Source organism: Corallococcus exercitus, assembly GCF_003611585.1.
Taxonomy (GTDB): domain Bacteria; phylum Myxococcota; class Myxococcia; order Myxococcales; family Myxococcaceae; genus Corallococcus; species Corallococcus exercitus.
In genome coordinates, this window is sequence record NZ_RAVW01000036.1 from 1 (window position 1) to 14,855 (window position 14,855).

The window sequence follows — 14,855 nt, forward strand, 5'->3', positions numbered from 1 at the left end:
GGGGGCTGGCATCGCCAGGGCTTATGAGTCGGTGTCTTGCGGCTGGCACGGGCGGGTGCGGAAGAAATCCAGCCCGCGTGACGGAACGGCTATAAACCGCCTGTTGGCCGTACCACCCAGGCCCTGACTTGGGCTCGCGGGGGTTCACTCACCCCACCCATCCGCGCGCCCCGCTGGAGACTCGATGAGCACCCAAGCCACCGCCGAAGCCATCACCGACCGGACGCCCCTCTTGAAGTCGCGGCTGGGTTCGTTCCTCGCCGTGGTGCCCCTGAGCATCTGGGTCATCAACCATCTGTGGGACAACCTGTCCGCCTTCTACGGCGCGACGGCGTGGGAAAAGTCGGTGACGGAGTACGCGAACCCGTTCGCCCAGGCGTTCACGTTCATCATCGTCATGCTGCCGCTGCTCATCCACACGGCGTGGGGGCTGGTGCGCATCTTCAGCATGAAGCCCAACAACCTCGCCTACAACAACTACGGCAACCTCAAGTACATCGTGCAGCGCGTGGCCGGCCTGGGCGTGCTCGCGTTCCTGGGCGCGCACATCTGGCTGGCGTTCCTGCACCCGCGCCTGGTGGAGGGCCACGCGGAGCCCTTCATGGATATCGCGCGGGAGATGCACTACCACGGCCCCACGCTGATGGTTTACCTGCTGGGCACGCTGGGCACCGCGTACCACCTGGCCAACGGCCTGCAGACCTTCGGCATGGGCTGGGGCATCCTCGCGAGCGACCGCTCCATGCGCCGCTTCGAGCCCATCTCCATCCTCATCTTCCTCATCCTGCTGGCCATGTCCTGGGGCACCATCTACGCCCTCTACACGGCGGGCGCGGCGTACGGCCCGGCGGGCCTGGACGTCGGCTGAGCGCACCGCGCGCAGTGCCCGGAAACACGACCGGCCGCCCCTGACATCCAGGAGCGGCCGGTTCGCTTTTCAAGGGCAGAGGCCCCAGGCGTCAGAACGGGATGTCTTCGTCCGCCGCGCCGCCGTGGCCGCCACCATTCATGCCGCCACCGTCGTCCATGCCCATGGGAGGCGGCTGGCCGTAGTCGTCACGCCCCTGGGAGTAGCCGCCGTTGCCCTGCTGCTGCCGGCGCCCACCGCCATTGCTCGCGCCGCCGCTGTAGCCCTCACCGGCGTCACGACCGCCGAGGAAGGTGACGGAGGTGGCGACGACCTCGGTGGTGTAGTTCTTCTTGTTCTCCTTATCCATCCACTCGCGCGTCTGCAGACGGCCTTCGACGAAGCACTGCCGTCCCTTCTTGAGGTACTCGCCGCACAGCTCCGCGAGCTTTCCCCAGACGACGATGCGGTGCCACTCGGTGCGCTCCTGCTTCTGGCCGTTCTTGTCGTTCCAGCTCTCGCTCGTCGCGATGCGGAAGTTCGCCACGGCCTGACCGCCCGGGGTGAAGCGCACCTCGGGGTCCGCCCCGAGATTGCCGATGAGAATGACCTTGTTCACGCCTCCAGCCATGTTTCCTCCCGATACCTGACCCCTCAAGGGCCAGGAACAAACCTCCGGGGCCACACGCCCCGACAGGTCCTTCAGCCCATAGCATCCACCACTGACATTCCCCTGGCGAGAAACCGGCCAGGGGCGGTCAGGACGCACGCCTGCCTGCTCCCCATGCGGCAAGCGCCAGGGATTCCAGGGACTTGGGAGGGATGGGGAGGGCTGAAGCGGAACGCCCGCCCGGACGGCGGGCGTCCGGGCGGAAGGCGCGGCGTGAGGAGGACTACCCGCCCGGGCGGAGGACCCCGGAGGCAGGCACGACGTTGGGCGTGGCGGACGCGGGCGCGACCACCTGGACGGGCTGGGCGCGCTGGGAGGTCCGGGCCTCGGCCGTCTTGGTGGTGAGCGTGGAGTCCAGCCCCTTGGCGAAGGCGACGAGCTGCGGGTCGGTCCCGCCGGAGCCCAGCTTGCGCAGGGACTTCCAGAACGGGTGCGTGGTGTCACCGGCCTTCACCAGACCCTGGGCCAGCAGCGGCACGGTCGCGTCGCGCTCGGCGGGGCTCGCGGCGCGCAGGGTGGCCACCAACTCCTCGGGGGCGGTGCGGGCCACTTCGCCCAGGCCGTCCACCAGCTCCTCCTGCGCCTGCGCGTCATGGGCGACGTCCGCCGCGCGGCACAGCTCCAGCACGCGGGCCAGGGCCTCCGTGTTTCCGCCGGACGCCAGCTCCACCATGCTGCTCACGCCGGGCACGCCCACGGACAGGGCGTGGGCCACCTGGCGCAGGCGGCCGTAGACGTCGTCCGTGGCGGAGTAGCTGTCCAGCAGCGTGCGCGTGCCCAGGTAGTCGTGCGGGTTGGACTGGTAGAGGCTCTCCGCCAGCACGGCGCGCACGGCGGGGTCGCGCTCGCTGCGCCACGCGGTGCGCAGGAAGCCGATGTTGCGTTGATCGCGCTGCTTGCCCAGCTCCAGGTAGGTCTTCACGCGGTTGGCGATGTCCGGCAGGCCGGACTGGGGCTTCTGGCCTTCATTGAGGGAGGCCAGCGCGTTGCCCGGCCCCAGCGTGGAGCCGGTGGCGGCGACAGCGGCGCCCAGCGCGTCCATGCCCGCGACGACGGGACCGGCGCGGCCCGCGTAGTCGTTGACCATGATGGAGAAGGAGAACTTCTCCCCGCCCGCGGACTGCACGTAGCCGCTGAGCGCGGAGACACCCTCCAGGGTGCCCGTCTTGGCGCGCAGCCGGCCCACGGCGTCCGTGCCGTCGAAGCGGTACTTGAGCGTGCCGTCCTTGCCGGCGATGCCCAGCGAGGACAGGTACTCCGGCGCCAGCGGGAAGCGCTCGTACATGTGGCGCAGCAGGCGGTCCACCTGCGCGGTGGAGAAGCGGTTGGCGTCGTTGAGACCGCTGCCGTTCTTCATCACGTAGGTGCCGCGCGGGATGCCCACGTCGCGCTCCAGGAACTCCTCCACCACGTCGATGCCCTTGGCGAACGAGCCCGGCGCGCCGCGCAGCTCCGCGCCCATGGTCTTGAGCAGCGTCTCCGCGACGAAGTTGCTGGAGAGCTTGTTGAGGCGCTTGAGGACGATGTCGAACGTGTCGGACTGGGACACGTGCACGACCTTCGCGCGCGACGGCGTCAGGCCCTGCTTCACCTTGCCCTTCACCTTCACGCCGCGCGACACGAGCAACTGCTTGAGTGAGCCGCCGAAGTACATGGGCGGGCTGTCGATCTTCTTCCAGACGCTCACGGCGCCGCGCTCGTCAGGGACCTGGCCCTTGACGATGATCTTCTGCTTCTCACCGAACGCGTCGGACTTCACGGACACGCGCCGCGCGCGGCCGGGGCCGCTGGTGACGGTGCTGTCCACGACGAAGAAGTCGCTGGGCGGCTCCATGTCCACCACGGCCTTGCCGCCGGGGGCGGAGCGCACGTAGACGGCCACGGCGTTCCAGTTGAGGCTCACCGCGCCGGTGGGCGCCATGTACGCGCGGTCGGAGTCCTCCTGGTCGTAGCCAGGCGGCGTGCGCTCGGGGTCGAACCAGGAGTCGTCCACGACGATGTCCTGCACCTCCTTGAGGCCCGCGTGGAGCAGCTCGGAGGTGATGCCGTAGAGGCGCTCGGTGGTGATGGTCGGGTCACCCTTGCCGCGCACGTAGAGCGTCTTGACCTTGCCGTCGGCCGGCAGCTCCGGCTCGACGAGGAACTCCGTCTCGTAGCGGTACTCCGGCCCCAGCGCGACGAGCGCCGCGGAGGACGTGATGAGCTTCACGTTGGAGGCGGGGTTGAGCAGCTCGTCCGCGTTGTGGCTGAACACCACGGAGCCGTCATCCAGGCTCTGCATGTGCACGCCGACGCGGCTGCTCTTGAGCGCCGTGCGCTGCATCACTTGAACGAGCGCGTTCTTCAGCGCTTCGCGTTCAGCCTTTTTGTCGGCGGACGGCGACGCGGCCAGGGTGGCGGAAGGAAGCCACAAGGCAATGGCGGTCGCTGCCCAGAAGGGTCTGGTTCGAAAAACCTGCACGCACGCTCCGGGGAAGTCGCGATCCATTATGAAGAAGGGATGAAAGGGGCGGCAAGGGTGGGGGGTGAATGCTCGGCCGCTGTTACCCTGCCCGCCTGCCTGCTTCCTGGAAACAGGAAGGAGGCTGTCGCAGCATGGAGGCTCCGCCTGACATCCACCTCGTGACAGACGCCCATGCCTCCCCTGCCCTTTCGTGCCGTCCGGGTGTTCGTCCTCGCGCTGGCGCTGGTGCTTGACTCCGGCTGCCGGGCCCCGGCGCCGCCCGCGGGCATCACGGTGTTGTTGGAGGCCCCACCGGACAGCCTGGATGATCGCTTCGCCCTCACGGCCCATGGACAGCGGCTGGCGCAGCTCATCAGTCCGGGGCTCCTCACCTTCGATGACGCCAGCCGGCCGGTGCCCCAGCTGGCGGAGTCCTTCCGTGACGTTTCCGCGACGGTGGTGGAGTTCGTCCTGCGCCCGGGGCTCACCTTCCACGACGGCAGCGCCCTCACCGCCGAGGACGTGAAGGCCACCTTCGACGCCCTCATGGACCCGAAGCTGGGCAGCCCCAAGCGCGAGCGGTACGAGCCGGTGGACCGGGTGGAGGTGGTGGATGCCCGCACGGTGCGCTTCCACCTGAAGCGCCCCTATGCGCCGCTGCTCGCGGAGCTGTCCGCGGCCATCCTGCCCTCGGAGCGCGTGGGGCCGGGAGGCATCGAGGCGCAGGGCGCGCACCCGGTGGGCGCGGGCCCGTTCCGGTTCGAGTCGTGGCCGGACGAGGAGCACCTGACGATGGTTCCCTTCGAGGGTTGGCACGGAGGGAAGCCCGCCGTGTCGCGGCTGACGTTCCGGGTGGTGCGGGACGAGACGACGCGGGTGCTGGAGCTGCTCAAGGGCCGGGCGGACCTGGTGGTGAACAACGTGTCCCCGGCGGTGCTGCCCGCGCTCCGGCAGGCGTCGCACCTGCGCGTGGTGACGAAGCCGGGCACGGGCTTCACGTACCTGGGGCTCAACCTGCGGGAGGGGCCGCTCGCGGACGTGCGCGTGAGGCAGGCGCTGTGCCACCTCATCGACGTGCGCCCCTTGGTGGAGCACAAGCTGCACGGGCTGGCGGAGCCCGCGTCCAGCATGCTGCCCCGCGAGCACTGGGCGTTCACGGCCACGCCCGGGTGCGGCTACGCGCCGGAGGAGGCGGCCCGGCTGCTGGACGCGGCGGGGTATCCGGATCCGGATGGGCCCGGAGGCAAGCCCCGGCTGTCCTTCACGTTCAAGACGAGCACGGACCGCTTCCGGCGCGCGGTGGCCCTGGTGCTCAAGGAGCAGCTGGCGAAGGGCGGCGTGGCGGTGGAGGTGCGGGCGCTGGAGTTCGGGACGTTCTTCGAGGACGTGCGCCGGGGACGTTTCGAGTTGTTCACGTTGAAGTGGGCCGCCGTGATGGAGCCGGACCTGCTCCGAGGCGCGTTCCATTCCGCGAACATCCCCGGGCCGGAGAACCACTGGGGCGGGTTCAACCGGGGCGCGCTGAAGGACCCGGCGCTGGACCGCCTGCTGGACGCGGCGACACAGGCGTCGAGGGAGGAGCGGCGAGTGCTCTACGCGGAGGCGCAGCGGGAGCTGGACGCGGACCTGCCCGTCATTCCGCTGTGGCACGAGGCGAGCGTCGCGGTGGTGTCCTCGCGGCTCGCGGACTTCGAGCCCAGCGCGCACGGATTGCTGCTGCCGCTGGCGAAGGCGCGCGAAGTGACGCCCGAGCAGGGGAGCACGCCGTGAGCTGGGGGGTGAAGTTCATCGTGCGGGTGACCGCGGAACGGCGCAGAAGACACGAGCGGAAGGATGCCATGGGCAAGCGTCCCCTCCTCGCAGCCACCGCACGCGCGCGGCATGCGGGCATCGCTCTGAAGCTTCATCGCTCGGAGCACACGCGCCCCCAGGTGCCGCCACTGCGGGCGTGGCCCGTGCCGTCCGGGAGCACTCCATGAGCCGTAGGCTCGTGTCCGCGCTCATCGCGATGGTCGGTGCGCTGCTGCTGGTGTCGCTGTTCCTGCACCTCGTGCCCGGTGATCCGGTGGACGTGATGCTGGGAGAGCAGGCGACGCAGGTGGACCGCGCGGCGCTGCGGCAGGCCGTGGGGTTGGACCTTCCCTGGTACGCGCAGCTCTGGACGTTCGCTCGCGACCTGGCCACTGGGGAGCTGCGCACGTCTCTGCCTCCGTTCCAGCGCAAGGTGCTTCCAGCGTTGGGCGCGGCGCTGCCGTACACGCTGTTGCTCACGCTGGCGGCGATGGCTGTGTCGCTGGTGCTGGCGCTGCCCCTGGGCGTGATGGCGGCGGCGCGGCGTGGAACTCCGGTGGACGCGGCGGCGATGGGGGTGTCCGTGGCGGGTGTCGCCCTGCCCCGCTTCTGGCTGGGGCCGGTGCTCATCATCCTCTTCGCGCTGAAGCTGGACTGGCTGCCCGTGTCCGGCGCGGAGTCGTGGCGGCACCTGGTGCTGCCCGCGTTCACGCTGGGCACCGCGCTGGCCGCGTTCCTCGCCCGGATGACTCGCGCCACGATGCTCGAAGCGCTGCGCGAGGACTACGTCACCGTGGCCCGGGCCAAGGGGCTGTCTCCTCGCGTGGTGTTGTGGAAGCACGCGTTCCGCAACGCGCTGCTGCCGCTGGTGACCGTGCTGGGCCTGGAGTTCGGCGCGCTGCTGGGCGGTGCCATCGTGACGGAGAAGGTGTTCGCGTGGCCGGGCATGGGCACGCTGCTGCTCACCGCCATCGAGAAGCGCGACTACAACACCGTGCGCGCCACGGTGCTCCTCTTCACCTTCTGCTACGTCCTGGTCAACACGCTCACGGACATGGCCTATGCGTGGGTCGACCCGCGCGTGCGGAGGCGCTCATGAGCGTGGCCCATCGCTTCCGCCTGAACTCCTGGGGCGCCCGGTTCGGACTCGCCGTCGCGTGCCTCTGGGTGTTCACCGCGCTGTTCGCGCCGTGGCTCAGCCCCCACTCGCCGGACGCCATCGACCTCACGCGCGAGCTGTCTCGCCCGACCTCCGGACACCTGCTGGGCACGGGAGAGAACGGCATCGACGTCCTCACCCATGTGCTCTACGGCGCTCGCGTGTCGCTGGAGGTGTCCTTCTTCGCCGTGGTGCTGTCCGCCGCGGTGGGCATCACGCTGGGCGGCATCGCGGGCCATGCGGGCGGGCTCGTGGACGAGGCGTTGATGCGGCTGGTGGACGTGCTGCTCGCCTTCCCTGGCATCCTGCTGGCGCTGTTCATCACCGCCGTGCTGGGCCCCAGCCTCGCGAACGTCGTGTTCGCGCTCTCCTTCACTGGATGGACAGGCTACGCGCGGCTGACGCGCGGACAGGTGCTCACCCTGCGTGAGCGCGACTACGTGCAGGCTGCTCGGGCCCTGGGCAGCGGTCCGGGCCGCATCCTCGTGCGGCACCTGCTGCCCAATGCGGTGGGCCCGCTCCTCGTGCAGGCGACCTTCGCGCTGCCGGGCGCCATCGTCGCGGAGGCGTCGCTGAGCTTCCTGGGACTGGGGGTCCCCCCGGGTACGCCGTCGTGGGGCGCGCTGGTGGACCAGGGGACGCAGTACCTGCTGGTGGCGCCACATGTGGCCCTCTTCCCCGGCATCGCGCTGGCGCTGACCGTGCTGGGCTTCAACCTCCTGGGCGATGCCCTGCGCGACGCGATGGATCCTCGCCACGAGGGCCGGTGACTTGAAGGCCCCGGGCGTCCCTGGCAGGAAGCAGGACGGAGGTAACGCATGAAGGCCGTGGTGCAGCGGGTCCTGGAAGCGTCGGTGACGGTGGACGGCCAGCGCGTGAGCGAGATGGGCCCGGGCCTGCTCGTCCTCTTGGGCGTAGGCAAGGGCGACACCGACGCGGACCTGACGTGGATGGTGGAGAAGCTGGCCACGCTGCGCATCTTCGAGGACGCCGACGGCAAGATGAACCTGTCGCTGGAGGACACCTCCAAGCACCTCATCGTCGTCAGCCAGTTCACGCTCTACGGCGATGCGCGCAAGGGCCGCCGGCCCAGCTTCATCGACGCGATGGAGCCCGTCGCCGCGAAGGCCCTCTACGAGCGCGCCTGTGAAGCGCTGCGCCAGCGCGGCCTCACCGTGGGCACCGGCATCTTCGCCGCGGACATGAAGGTCGCGCTCGTCAACGACGGGCCCGTCACCATCCTGCTGGAGAGCCCGCCGAAGGCCGCGGCACCGGCCTGAGCCCCCGGGCATCCAGGCTGTCCTTCCACCCGGGCTGGTCCCAACCTGTACGACTGTCGGACAGGTTTCGACTGCTCGGACGGCACGGGAGCCTCCAGTCATCGCTCCTAAGGCTCAGTCCTCGGGCTCGGACTCCTCACGAGGTGGGAAGCACTGGAGTTGCTCGCGCAGGGACCGTGAGGCTCGCCTCAGCGCATCCGCGTCAAGCGCGAAGTCCGCGCTCAATTCCGTCCTGGACGACGGATGAATGTCTGGCCGGGGCCGCAGCTCGCCCGTCACCCGGACGCGCACGCGGACTTCGTTCCCGTCGCCGGCGAGCCGCTCGAACACCAGGTTGGGTTCGATGAAGAGCAGAGCCTCCTGCGTGGAGGTCCCGGCCGCGAGCGCATCCAACCAGTCCGCGAGGCTCGCCACCTCGAAGGTCTCGAGCGCCGGGTCGATGGCCTTCCACTCGACGGAGGAGAAGGCCGCGTCGATCTCGATGTTCAGCCAGTTCTCCGCACCCTGGCCCGCAGGGAACTCATACCCCACGATGCGAAGCCCGAAGCGGTCTCCGTTCCTGTCCTCGAAGAACATCAGCGCACGTCCAGTGTGCGGCGGAAGAAGGCCACGCCCTCCGCGTTCGTGCGCGCATGCGAGGCCGGCCGTGTCCCCGCCACCGGGTCGCCGCACAGCATCGCGATGACCTCGAAGCCCTTCGGGTAGCACTCGGGCAGGAAGGAGAAGTGGCCCGCGTCGTCCAGGACCACCGTCGTCGTGGTCGCGGGCGGCAGCAGCCCAGCCAGATGCATGCCGTGCGCTTCGTGCGGCATCAACTCGTCGCCCTTCGCGAGCACCAGCTCCACGGGCTTCTGGATGTCTGCGGTGTCCCGCGCCTCGAAGGAAGCGGCCATCCCAGGCGCCATCGCGAACGCGGCCTTCACTCGCGGGTCCAGGTACGACGCTCGCGACTGCTTCATGTCGATGCGGCGGTAGTCCACGTCGCGCAGGCCCTCGCAGCCAATCTCCTCGCGGGTGCCCGGCGTCTTGCAGCGCTTCTCAATCCATTCCAGGTTCAGGTTCAGCCCCACCAGCGCCAGCGCCGTGTAGCCGCCCATGGAGTGCCCCGTCGCGCCGATGCGCTCCGGATCCACGCGCGGCCCCCACTTCGGGTCCTTCAGCAGGTGGTCCAGGATGACCGTGAAGTCCCGCGGGCGCTCGTAGGCGCGCGCGAAGCCCTCCGGGCTGGTGTCGCCGTAGGTGTTGCCCGGATGGTTCACCGCCACGACGACGAAGCCGTGCGCCGCCAGGTTCGCACCGAACCAGGACAGGTCCATCAGCGAGCCGCCGCTCCCGTGCGACAGCAGCACCACCGGCCAGCGCTCGCGCGCGTCCGACAGCGGTGCGTCCTTCGCGCCGTAGAAGGGCTTGAACAGGTCCGACGGCGCGCGGTTGTCCATCGGCGTGCCGGGCGCCACCGGATACCAGACCAGCGGCTTCAGCGTGCGGTGGCGGACCGCGTCCTCGTACGTCAGCGATTGCGTGACGCCCACCGCGTACGCCGCATCCGCTCCGTAGAGCGCTGCGTGGTCCGTGCGCGGTGCCTCCGCCGCCTTCTTCGAAGAGGAACAGCCCCCCGCCAGCAGCGCCGCGGAGACGAGGAGCACGGCACCCACTGGAGCGAGCAAACGGACCATGGCCCCGAAGCATGGCCGCGAACGGCGACGCAGGGAAAGGGGCTCAGCGGCTCACAGCCGCACGGTGGTCCCGCGCGTCACCAGCGCGGCCAGACCCTGCTTCGTCTGCGCGGCGGTGCGCAGGTGCAGCGTGAGCGCGCCCAGCTCGCGGATCCACGTGGCCGCGTTGGGGCCCAGGCCGGAGAACAGCACGGACAAGGGCGGCGGCTGGGGCAGCCGGCCCGTCCAGTAGCCCAGCACCTCGTCGCGCTCCGGCAGCGACGGCAGCTTCATGCGCTCCTGCTCGCGCGCCAGCAGCCGCTCCAGCTTGCGCGGCAGGTTCACCTGCCAGTGCACCACCGTCTTCGCCGGCCGCCAGGCCCAGTCCGCGAAGGCGAAGCGCTCGCGGACTGCGTACTCGCCCCGGCCCTGCGTGACGAAGACGCGGTCCGGGGGGAAGTCCGGAAAGGGGTCCCACTGCCCGGCCAGGAGCGACGCCAGCCCCTGCTCGCCCGGGGGACGCCTGCGGAAGTTGTCCCGCACCGTGCGCGCCGCCCGCGTGTCCCAGTAGGGATAGGTCGGGTCCTCCACCATCAGCGCCAGGTTCAGCGCCTCGTCCCATTCGTCCGCGTAGCCGCCGGGGGAACCGCCCACCTCCCAGCCGCCGGGCGCCTCGTGCCAGGGCTGGAACACCAGCCGGTCCACCAGGTCCATCCACCCGTCCGAGTCCACCGACCCCACGCCCCCCGGCAGCGCCGACGAGGCCAGCCGCTGGCAGAGCGTGAACGCCTGCGCGTCACCCAGGTGGTTGGAGAGGGCTTCCAGCGCGCCGGCGGCATCCCCCATGGCGCGCGTGAAGAAGGGCAGGACCTGCTCGTGGAAGAAGCGGTCGTTGATGGGGCGCAGGACGACGTCCATGCGGGGCGTCCTTCCTGTCCGGCCGTCAGGGCCGCGCGTCTTCCTGGACGATGAGGGCGTGGATGTCCGCGGCCGTGGGCGCCTCAAGGATGGCCGCCCGGAAGCGCGGGTTCTTGAAGAGGCGCGAGATGCGCGCCAGCGCCTTCAGGTGCACCCCGGCGCTGTTCTCCGGCGCCACCAGCGCGAAGAACAGGTGCGTGGGCTTGCCGTCGATGGATTCGAAGTCCACCCCCGTGCGCGACACGCAGAAGGCCGCCTGGAGGCTGTCCATGCCCGCCAGCTTGCCGTGCGGAATGGCCACGCCTTCACCAATGCCCGTGCTGCCCAGTTTCTCGCGTTCCTGGAGCACCGCCACCAGCCGGTCCTCGCGCAGATTCGGGTGCGCCCGGGCCAACGTGGCACTCAGCTCGCGCAGCACCTCCGGTTTCGTGCGGGACTGCATGTCCGCGACGACCGCCTGGGGGCTGAGGAAATCGGCGATTCTCAATGGCGCTCCCGCACTTGGCGCTCCGGGCCGGCAATGATTCCTCGGCCGGCAATTACTCCTCACACTGAATTCGCGCAAGGGTCGCCTGGGCGGTGGCAGGCGCTTCGCTCACTGCGCGTCAGCCCGGTGCCGAGGCCGGGCCCGGGCCCAGGCCCGGGGGGAAGCCCCGGACCCGGTCCCTGGTTTGGCCGGCCGGCGCTCAGGTGCCGGTGGCGGCCACCGGAGCTTCGGGCAGGTGCGGTTCAATGAGGCCGAACCCACCCTCCTTGCGGCGGTAGACGATGGACAGCGCCTGGGACTGCTGGTTCTGGAACACGTAGAAGTCGTTGTTCATCAAGTTCATCTGCATCACCGCGTCGTCCACCGACAGCGACTGGATGGCCAGGTGCGTGGTGCGCACCAGCCGGGCGACGCCCGACTCGGCCACCGGCTGCCGGGGCTCGGCGGCGGGGGCGGACTGGAGGGCGACGGGCGCGGACGCCTCGGCGGCCTCCTCATCGTGGACCTCGAAGACGTCGTGGCGGACCTTGAGGTTGTTCACCAGGTCCTGGCGGTGGTGGACCTTCTCCTTGCCGTGGTGCGACTTGAGCTTGTCGCGGTAGCGGCGCAGCTGGCGCTCGATCTTGTCCATCGCCAGGTCGATGGACGCGTACATGTCATCGCTCTTCTCACGCCCCCGGAGGATCCAGGCGCCGGAGTGGATGGTGATGTCCGCGTGGTGCAGGTGGCGCTCCAACGAGAGCACGACGTGGGCCTCACCAGCCCGGTCCAGCAGTCGGTTCACCCGATCGACCTTTTCACGGGCGTACTCCTTCAGGGAATCCGACGCTCCGAACTGACGGAAGGTGATGTTGAGCTGCATGCGTGGCCGCCTCCTAGGGAGAGAGGTAAGCTCCGTCACAGATCAGAAACGGAGCCCACGCCGAAAGCAACCCGGCCCCCCAGGTTGGAACTTCCCGTTCACGGCTCGCGCTCGCGAAAGCGACCGCAATAGGACACGTCTGGTGTCCGCTGCATGGCACCCGGTGGGGATTCCGACCCGGGTCCCATTTTCCGGTCCGGTCTCCCCCACACCCCGTGCGTGGTCCTCACGCCAGCAACATGCCTCCGGTGACGCCCAGGATGTCGCCGTTGACGAAGCGCGACTCGTCGCACGCGAGGAACACGTAGGAGGGCGCCAGCTCCGCGGGCTGCGCGGGCCTGCCCACGGGGGAGTTCTTGCCGAACTCCTTCACCTTCTGCGCGTCGAAGGACTGCGGGATGAGCGGCGTCCACACCGGGCCCGGCGCCACGGCGTTCACCCGGATGCCCCGCCCGATGAGCTCCTGCGACAGGCCCTTGGTGAAGGCGACGATGGCGCCCTTCGTGGAGGCGTAGTCGAGGATTTCGGCCGAGGGCTGATACGCCTGGATGGACGCGGTGTTGATGATGGTCGCGCCCGGCTTCATGTGCGGCAGCGCGTACTTCACCAGGTGGAACATCGCGAGGATGTTGACCCGGAAGGTGCGCTCCACGCGCTCCGCGTCCAGCTCCTCGAACTTCTCCACCGCCTTGCCCTGGTAGGCCGCGTTGTTCACGAGCACGTCGATGCGGCCGAACTTCTTCACCGTGTCCTCGACGATTCGCTTGCAGGTGGCCTCCAGCGCCATGTCGCCCGCCAGCGCCAGCGCCTGCCGCCCGGAGCCTTCAATCACGCGGCGGGTGTGGTTCGCGTCGTCGCCCTCGTTGAGGTACGCGAACGCCACGTCCGCGCCCTCGCGCGCGAAGGCCAGGCACACCGCGCGGCCAATGCCGCTGTCGCCGCCCGTCACCAGCGCGACGCGGTCCTGCAGCCGGCCAAAGCCCTTGTACGACTGCTCGCCGTAGTCGGGCTCCGGGGACATGGCGCCCTCGTGGCCCGGCGCGGACTGCGTCTGCTCGGGAAAGGGCGGCTTGGGACCTGCGCTACGGGGATCGGGATTGCGGGCCATGTCATCACTCCGTGGGGAAAAGGCGTTCCCTCAGGGTGGAGGTGATGGCGAGGCGCGGCAATCACGCGCAGGTCGCCTGCCCGGCCTGCGCCTGGCGGCCCGGGAGGCTCCGGAGAACCTCAGGGCACCACGGAGAGCACGAAGTCCTGCGAGTGGAAGATGGCGCCCGAGCACGACGCGACGCCCGTGCACTCGCCCACGCTGCCCTCCAGGTCCGCGCCCAGGGTCAGGGTGTGGTTCGCCTGCGGGGTGCCGGCGGGGATGTCGATGGTGGCCTTGTTGCCGTCCTGCGTGACGTTGAGCACGCCGGGCGCCCTGCCCCCTTCGCGCAGGAGCAGCGCCTCCACGGGGCCGGGCACCTCCGTCGCGGGCTCCCAGAGGAAGGCATAGGACTGGCCCACGCGCAGCTTGTCCGGGGTGCCCTCGCCCTGGAACGTGAACTTGCGCTTGGCCTTGGCCTTGAGGACCCCCAGGCGCACGGTGCTGCTGGCGTCCTGGAGCTGCACGGTGATGTCCTCCACCGGCTGGCGGCCCCAGGCGGCCGGGTCGAAGTTGAAGTAGGCGCGGCTGTTCTCGCACGCCTCCGCGCGCCCCCCCACGTCCGACGCGCCGCCCGGCACCAGCGTCATGGGCTCGCCGTTGAAGGTGGCCGTGACGTCGTCCGCGAAGCGCGAGCACGGGCCGTCCGCCGTCACCGAGTAGCTGACGGTGAAGCGGTGCGCGCCCTGCGCGTCCGGCGTCTCCGCGTCGTCCACGTCCGCCAGCGCGAAGGTGAGCGAGCGGTCCGCGAGCTCCGCCAGCGTCATCACCTTCGTCTCGCCTCCACCACACCCGGTGAGCGCCACGAGCGCCCCCAGGATGGTGAGGCGGGAAACGGTTCGACGCGGGCTCGGTGCAATGAGGGTCATGGCGGCCGGCACCCTATCACTCCCGCGCCAGCAGTCCTTCGAGCCGCGCCTTCACGCCGGGCCACTCGGTGTCGATGAACCCGTAGTACGCGCTGTCCCGCACCACGCCGCCGCGCACCAGCATGTGGTTGCGCAGGATGCCCTCGAAGGTGGCGCCCAGCCGCTCGATGGCGGCACGCGAGCGCACGTTGCGCCGGTCGGTCTTGAGCTGCACGCGCATCACGCCCAGCGTCTCGAAGGCGTGCGTGAGGAGCAGGAACTTGCACTCGGTATTCACCCGCGAGCGCCACACCCGCCGCGCGAGCCACGTGGAGCCGATCTCCAGCGTGCGGTACTCGCGCGAGATGTCCAGGTATCGCGTGGTGCCCACCACCGCGCCGCCTGCCTGCTCGCGGATGACGAAGGGCCGCTCGGTGCCCGCGGCGGTCGCCTTCAGCGCGGCGGCGACGTAGTCCGCCACGTCCGCTTCCGTGCGCAGCACTCGCGAGAAGTGGGCGAAGATGTCTGGCTCGCACACCGCCGCGAGCCCGGGCACGTGCTCCGGGGTCAGGGGCTCCAGCCGCACCGTCCGCCCCTCCAGGGTGACGGGCGGGACGACGAGCGGCACGGGGTCACGGCGGGGAACGCCGACATCGGTGGGGGGCACGGGGTCCATGGACCGCTTCATGCCCCAACCCCGGCCCTGGCGTGCAGGGCCGGTTCCGACAAACCGGCTGGACCAGCGGCG

15 protein-coding genes are annotated in these 14,855 nt (G+C 70.1%); 5 read left to right on the plus strand and 10 right to left on the minus strand.

The annotated features are described in order from the left end of the window. The first annotated feature begins 184 nt into the window (after positions 1-184). On the plus strand, positions 185-868 hold the full coding sequence (locus D7W79_RS07270; RefSeq protein ID WP_120524607.1) for a succinate dehydrogenase/fumarate reductase transmembrane subunit: 684 nt from the start codon (positions 185-187) through the stop codon (positions 866-868). Between the two features lie 91 nt (positions 869-959). On the opposite strand, the gene D7W79_RS07275 is transcribed toward D7W79_RS07270, so the two are convergent. Continuing rightward, on the minus strand, positions 960-1,478 hold the full coding sequence (locus tag D7W79_RS07275; protein WP_120524608.1) for a single-stranded DNA-binding protein: 519 nt from the start codon (positions 1,476-1,478) through the stop codon (positions 960-962). A gap of 262 nt (positions 1,479-1,740) precedes the next feature. Then, positions 1,741-3,978 carry a D-alanyl-D-alanine carboxypeptidase/D-alanyl-D-alanine endopeptidase gene (dacB, locus tag D7W79_RS07280; protein ID WP_120524637.1) on the minus strand — a complete coding sequence of 746 codons (2,238 nt, stop codon included), beginning with the start codon at positions 3,976-3,978 and terminating at the stop codon, positions 1,741-1,743. A gap of 174 nt (positions 3,979-4,152) precedes the next feature. On the opposite strand from dacB, the gene D7W79_RS07285 reads away from it, so the two are divergent. The 4 genes from D7W79_RS07285 to dtd all read left to right on the plus strand — a co-directional run bounded on the left by D7W79_RS07285 (position 4,153) and on the right by dtd (position 8,190). Next, the gene (locus D7W79_RS07285) at positions 4,153-5,730 is read left to right on the plus strand and encodes an ABC transporter substrate-binding protein (RefSeq protein ID WP_244221637.1); all 1,578 of its coding nucleotides are present in this window, start codon (positions 4,153-4,155) and stop codon (positions 5,728-5,730) included. A gap of 205 nt (positions 5,731-5,935) precedes the next feature. Continuing rightward, entirely contained in the window at positions 5,936-6,850 is a 915-nt protein-coding gene (locus tag D7W79_RS07290; protein WP_120524609.1) for an ABC transporter permease, read from the plus strand. Further along, the gene (locus D7W79_RS07295; protein ID WP_120524610.1) at positions 6,847-7,680 is read left to right on the plus strand and encodes an ABC transporter permease; all 834 of its coding nucleotides are present in this window, start codon (positions 6,847-6,849) and stop codon (positions 7,678-7,680) included. Before D7W79_RS07290 ends, D7W79_RS07295 begins: the two co-directional genes overlap by 4 nt. Positions 7,681-7,728: 48 nt before the next feature. Then, the gene (gene dtd, locus D7W79_RS07300; RefSeq protein WP_120524611.1) at positions 7,729-8,190 is read left to right on the plus strand and encodes a D-aminoacyl-tRNA deacylase; all 462 of its coding nucleotides are present in this window, start codon (positions 7,729-7,731) and stop codon (positions 8,188-8,190) included. Between the two features lie 114 nt (positions 8,191-8,304). On the opposite strand, the gene D7W79_RS07305 is transcribed toward dtd, so the two are convergent. The 8 genes from D7W79_RS07305 to D7W79_RS07340 form a co-directional block, all read right to left on the minus strand. Further along, complete coding sequence (locus D7W79_RS07305; RefSeq protein WP_120524612.1) at positions 8,305-8,766, minus strand: WapI family immunity protein; 462 nt, start codon at positions 8,764-8,766, stop codon at positions 8,305-8,307. Next, entirely contained in the window at positions 8,766-9,866 is a 1,101-nt protein-coding gene (locus D7W79_RS07310; RefSeq protein WP_120524613.1) for an alpha/beta hydrolase family protein, read from the minus strand. Before D7W79_RS07310 ends, D7W79_RS07305 begins: the two co-directional genes overlap by 1 nt. A gap of 51 nt (positions 9,867-9,917) precedes the next feature. Next, a complete protein-coding gene (locus D7W79_RS07315; RefSeq protein WP_120524614.1) occupies positions 9,918-10,763 on the minus strand; it encodes a hypothetical protein in 846 nt (281 codons plus the stop codon). 25 nt (positions 10,764-10,788) lie between these two features. Continuing rightward, entirely contained in the window at positions 10,789-11,250 is a 462-nt protein-coding gene (locus D7W79_RS07320; RefSeq protein WP_120524615.1) for a PTS sugar transporter subunit IIA, read from the minus strand. A 199-nt stretch (positions 11,251-11,449) separates the two neighbouring features. Continuing rightward, positions 11,450-12,112: a ribosome hibernation-promoting factor, HPF/YfiA family gene (gene hpf, locus D7W79_RS07325; protein WP_120524616.1), complete on the minus strand. Its 663-nt coding sequence runs from the start codon at positions 12,110-12,112 to the stop codon at positions 11,450-11,452. A gap of 226 nt (positions 12,113-12,338) precedes the next feature. Beyond that, on the minus strand, positions 12,339-13,220 hold the full coding sequence (locus tag D7W79_RS07330; protein ID WP_120524617.1) for an SDR family oxidoreductase: 882 nt from the start codon (positions 13,218-13,220) through the stop codon (positions 12,339-12,341). 119 nt (positions 13,221-13,339) lie between these two features. Beyond that, on the minus strand, positions 13,340-14,128 hold the full coding sequence (locus tag D7W79_RS07335; protein WP_147441829.1) for a hypothetical protein: 789 nt from the start codon (positions 14,126-14,128) through the stop codon (positions 13,340-13,342). Positions 14,129-14,144: 16 nt separating this feature from the next. Next, on the minus strand, positions 14,145-14,795 hold the full coding sequence (locus D7W79_RS07340; protein ID WP_208729658.1) for a GNAT family N-acetyltransferase: 651 nt from the start codon (positions 14,793-14,795) through the stop codon (positions 14,145-14,147). Between the last annotated feature and the right edge of the window lie 60 nt (positions 14,796-14,855).

Bases quoted from the DNA above. Each gene is read 5' to 3' on its own strand.
- D7W79_RS07340 (WP_208729658.1), bottom strand. From the start codon at position 14,795: ATGAAGCGGTCCATGGACCCCGTGCCCCCCACCGATGTCGGCGTTCCC.
- D7W79_RS07295 (WP_120524610.1), top strand. From the start codon at position 6,847: ATGAGCGTGGCCCATCGCTTCCGCCTGAACTCCTGGGGCGCCCGGTTC.
- D7W79_RS07305 (WP_120524612.1), bottom strand. From the start codon at position 8,766: ATGTTCTTCGAGGACAGGAACGGAGACCGCTTCGGGCTTCGCATCGTG.
- dtd (WP_120524611.1), top strand. From the start codon at position 7,729: ATGAAGGCCGTGGTGCAGCGGGTCCTGGAAGCGTCGGTGACGGTGGAC.
- hpf (WP_120524616.1), bottom strand. From the start codon at position 12,112: ATGCAGCTCAACATCACCTTCCGTCAGTTCGGAGCGTCGGATTCCCTG.
- D7W79_RS07335 (WP_147441829.1), bottom strand. From the start codon at position 14,128: ATGACCCTCATTGCACCGAGCCCGCGTCGAACCGTTTCCCGCCTCACC.
- D7W79_RS07270 (WP_120524607.1), top strand. From the start codon at position 185: ATGAGCACCCAAGCCACCGCCGAAGCCATCACCGACCGGACGCCCCTC.
- D7W79_RS07330 (WP_120524617.1), bottom strand. From the start codon at position 13,220: ATGGCCCGCAATCCCGATCCCCGTAGCGCAGGTCCCAAGCCGCCCTTT.
- D7W79_RS07290 (WP_120524609.1), top strand. From the start codon at position 5,936: ATGAGCCGTAGGCTCGTGTCCGCGCTCATCGCGATGGTCGGTGCGCTG.
- D7W79_RS07285 (WP_244221637.1), top strand. From the start codon at position 4,153: ATGCCTCCCCTGCCCTTTCGTGCCGTCCGGGTGTTCGTCCTCGCGCTG.
- D7W79_RS07315 (WP_120524614.1), bottom strand. From the start codon at position 10,763: ATGGACGTCGTCCTGCGCCCCATCAACGACCGCTTCTTCCACGAGCAG.
- D7W79_RS07275 (WP_120524608.1), bottom strand. From the start codon at position 1,478: ATGGCTGGAGGCGTGAACAAGGTCATTCTCATCGGCAATCTCGGGGCG.
- D7W79_RS07310 (WP_120524613.1), bottom strand. From the start codon at position 9,866: ATGGTCCGTTTGCTCGCTCCAGTGGGTGCCGTGCTCCTCGTCTCCGCG.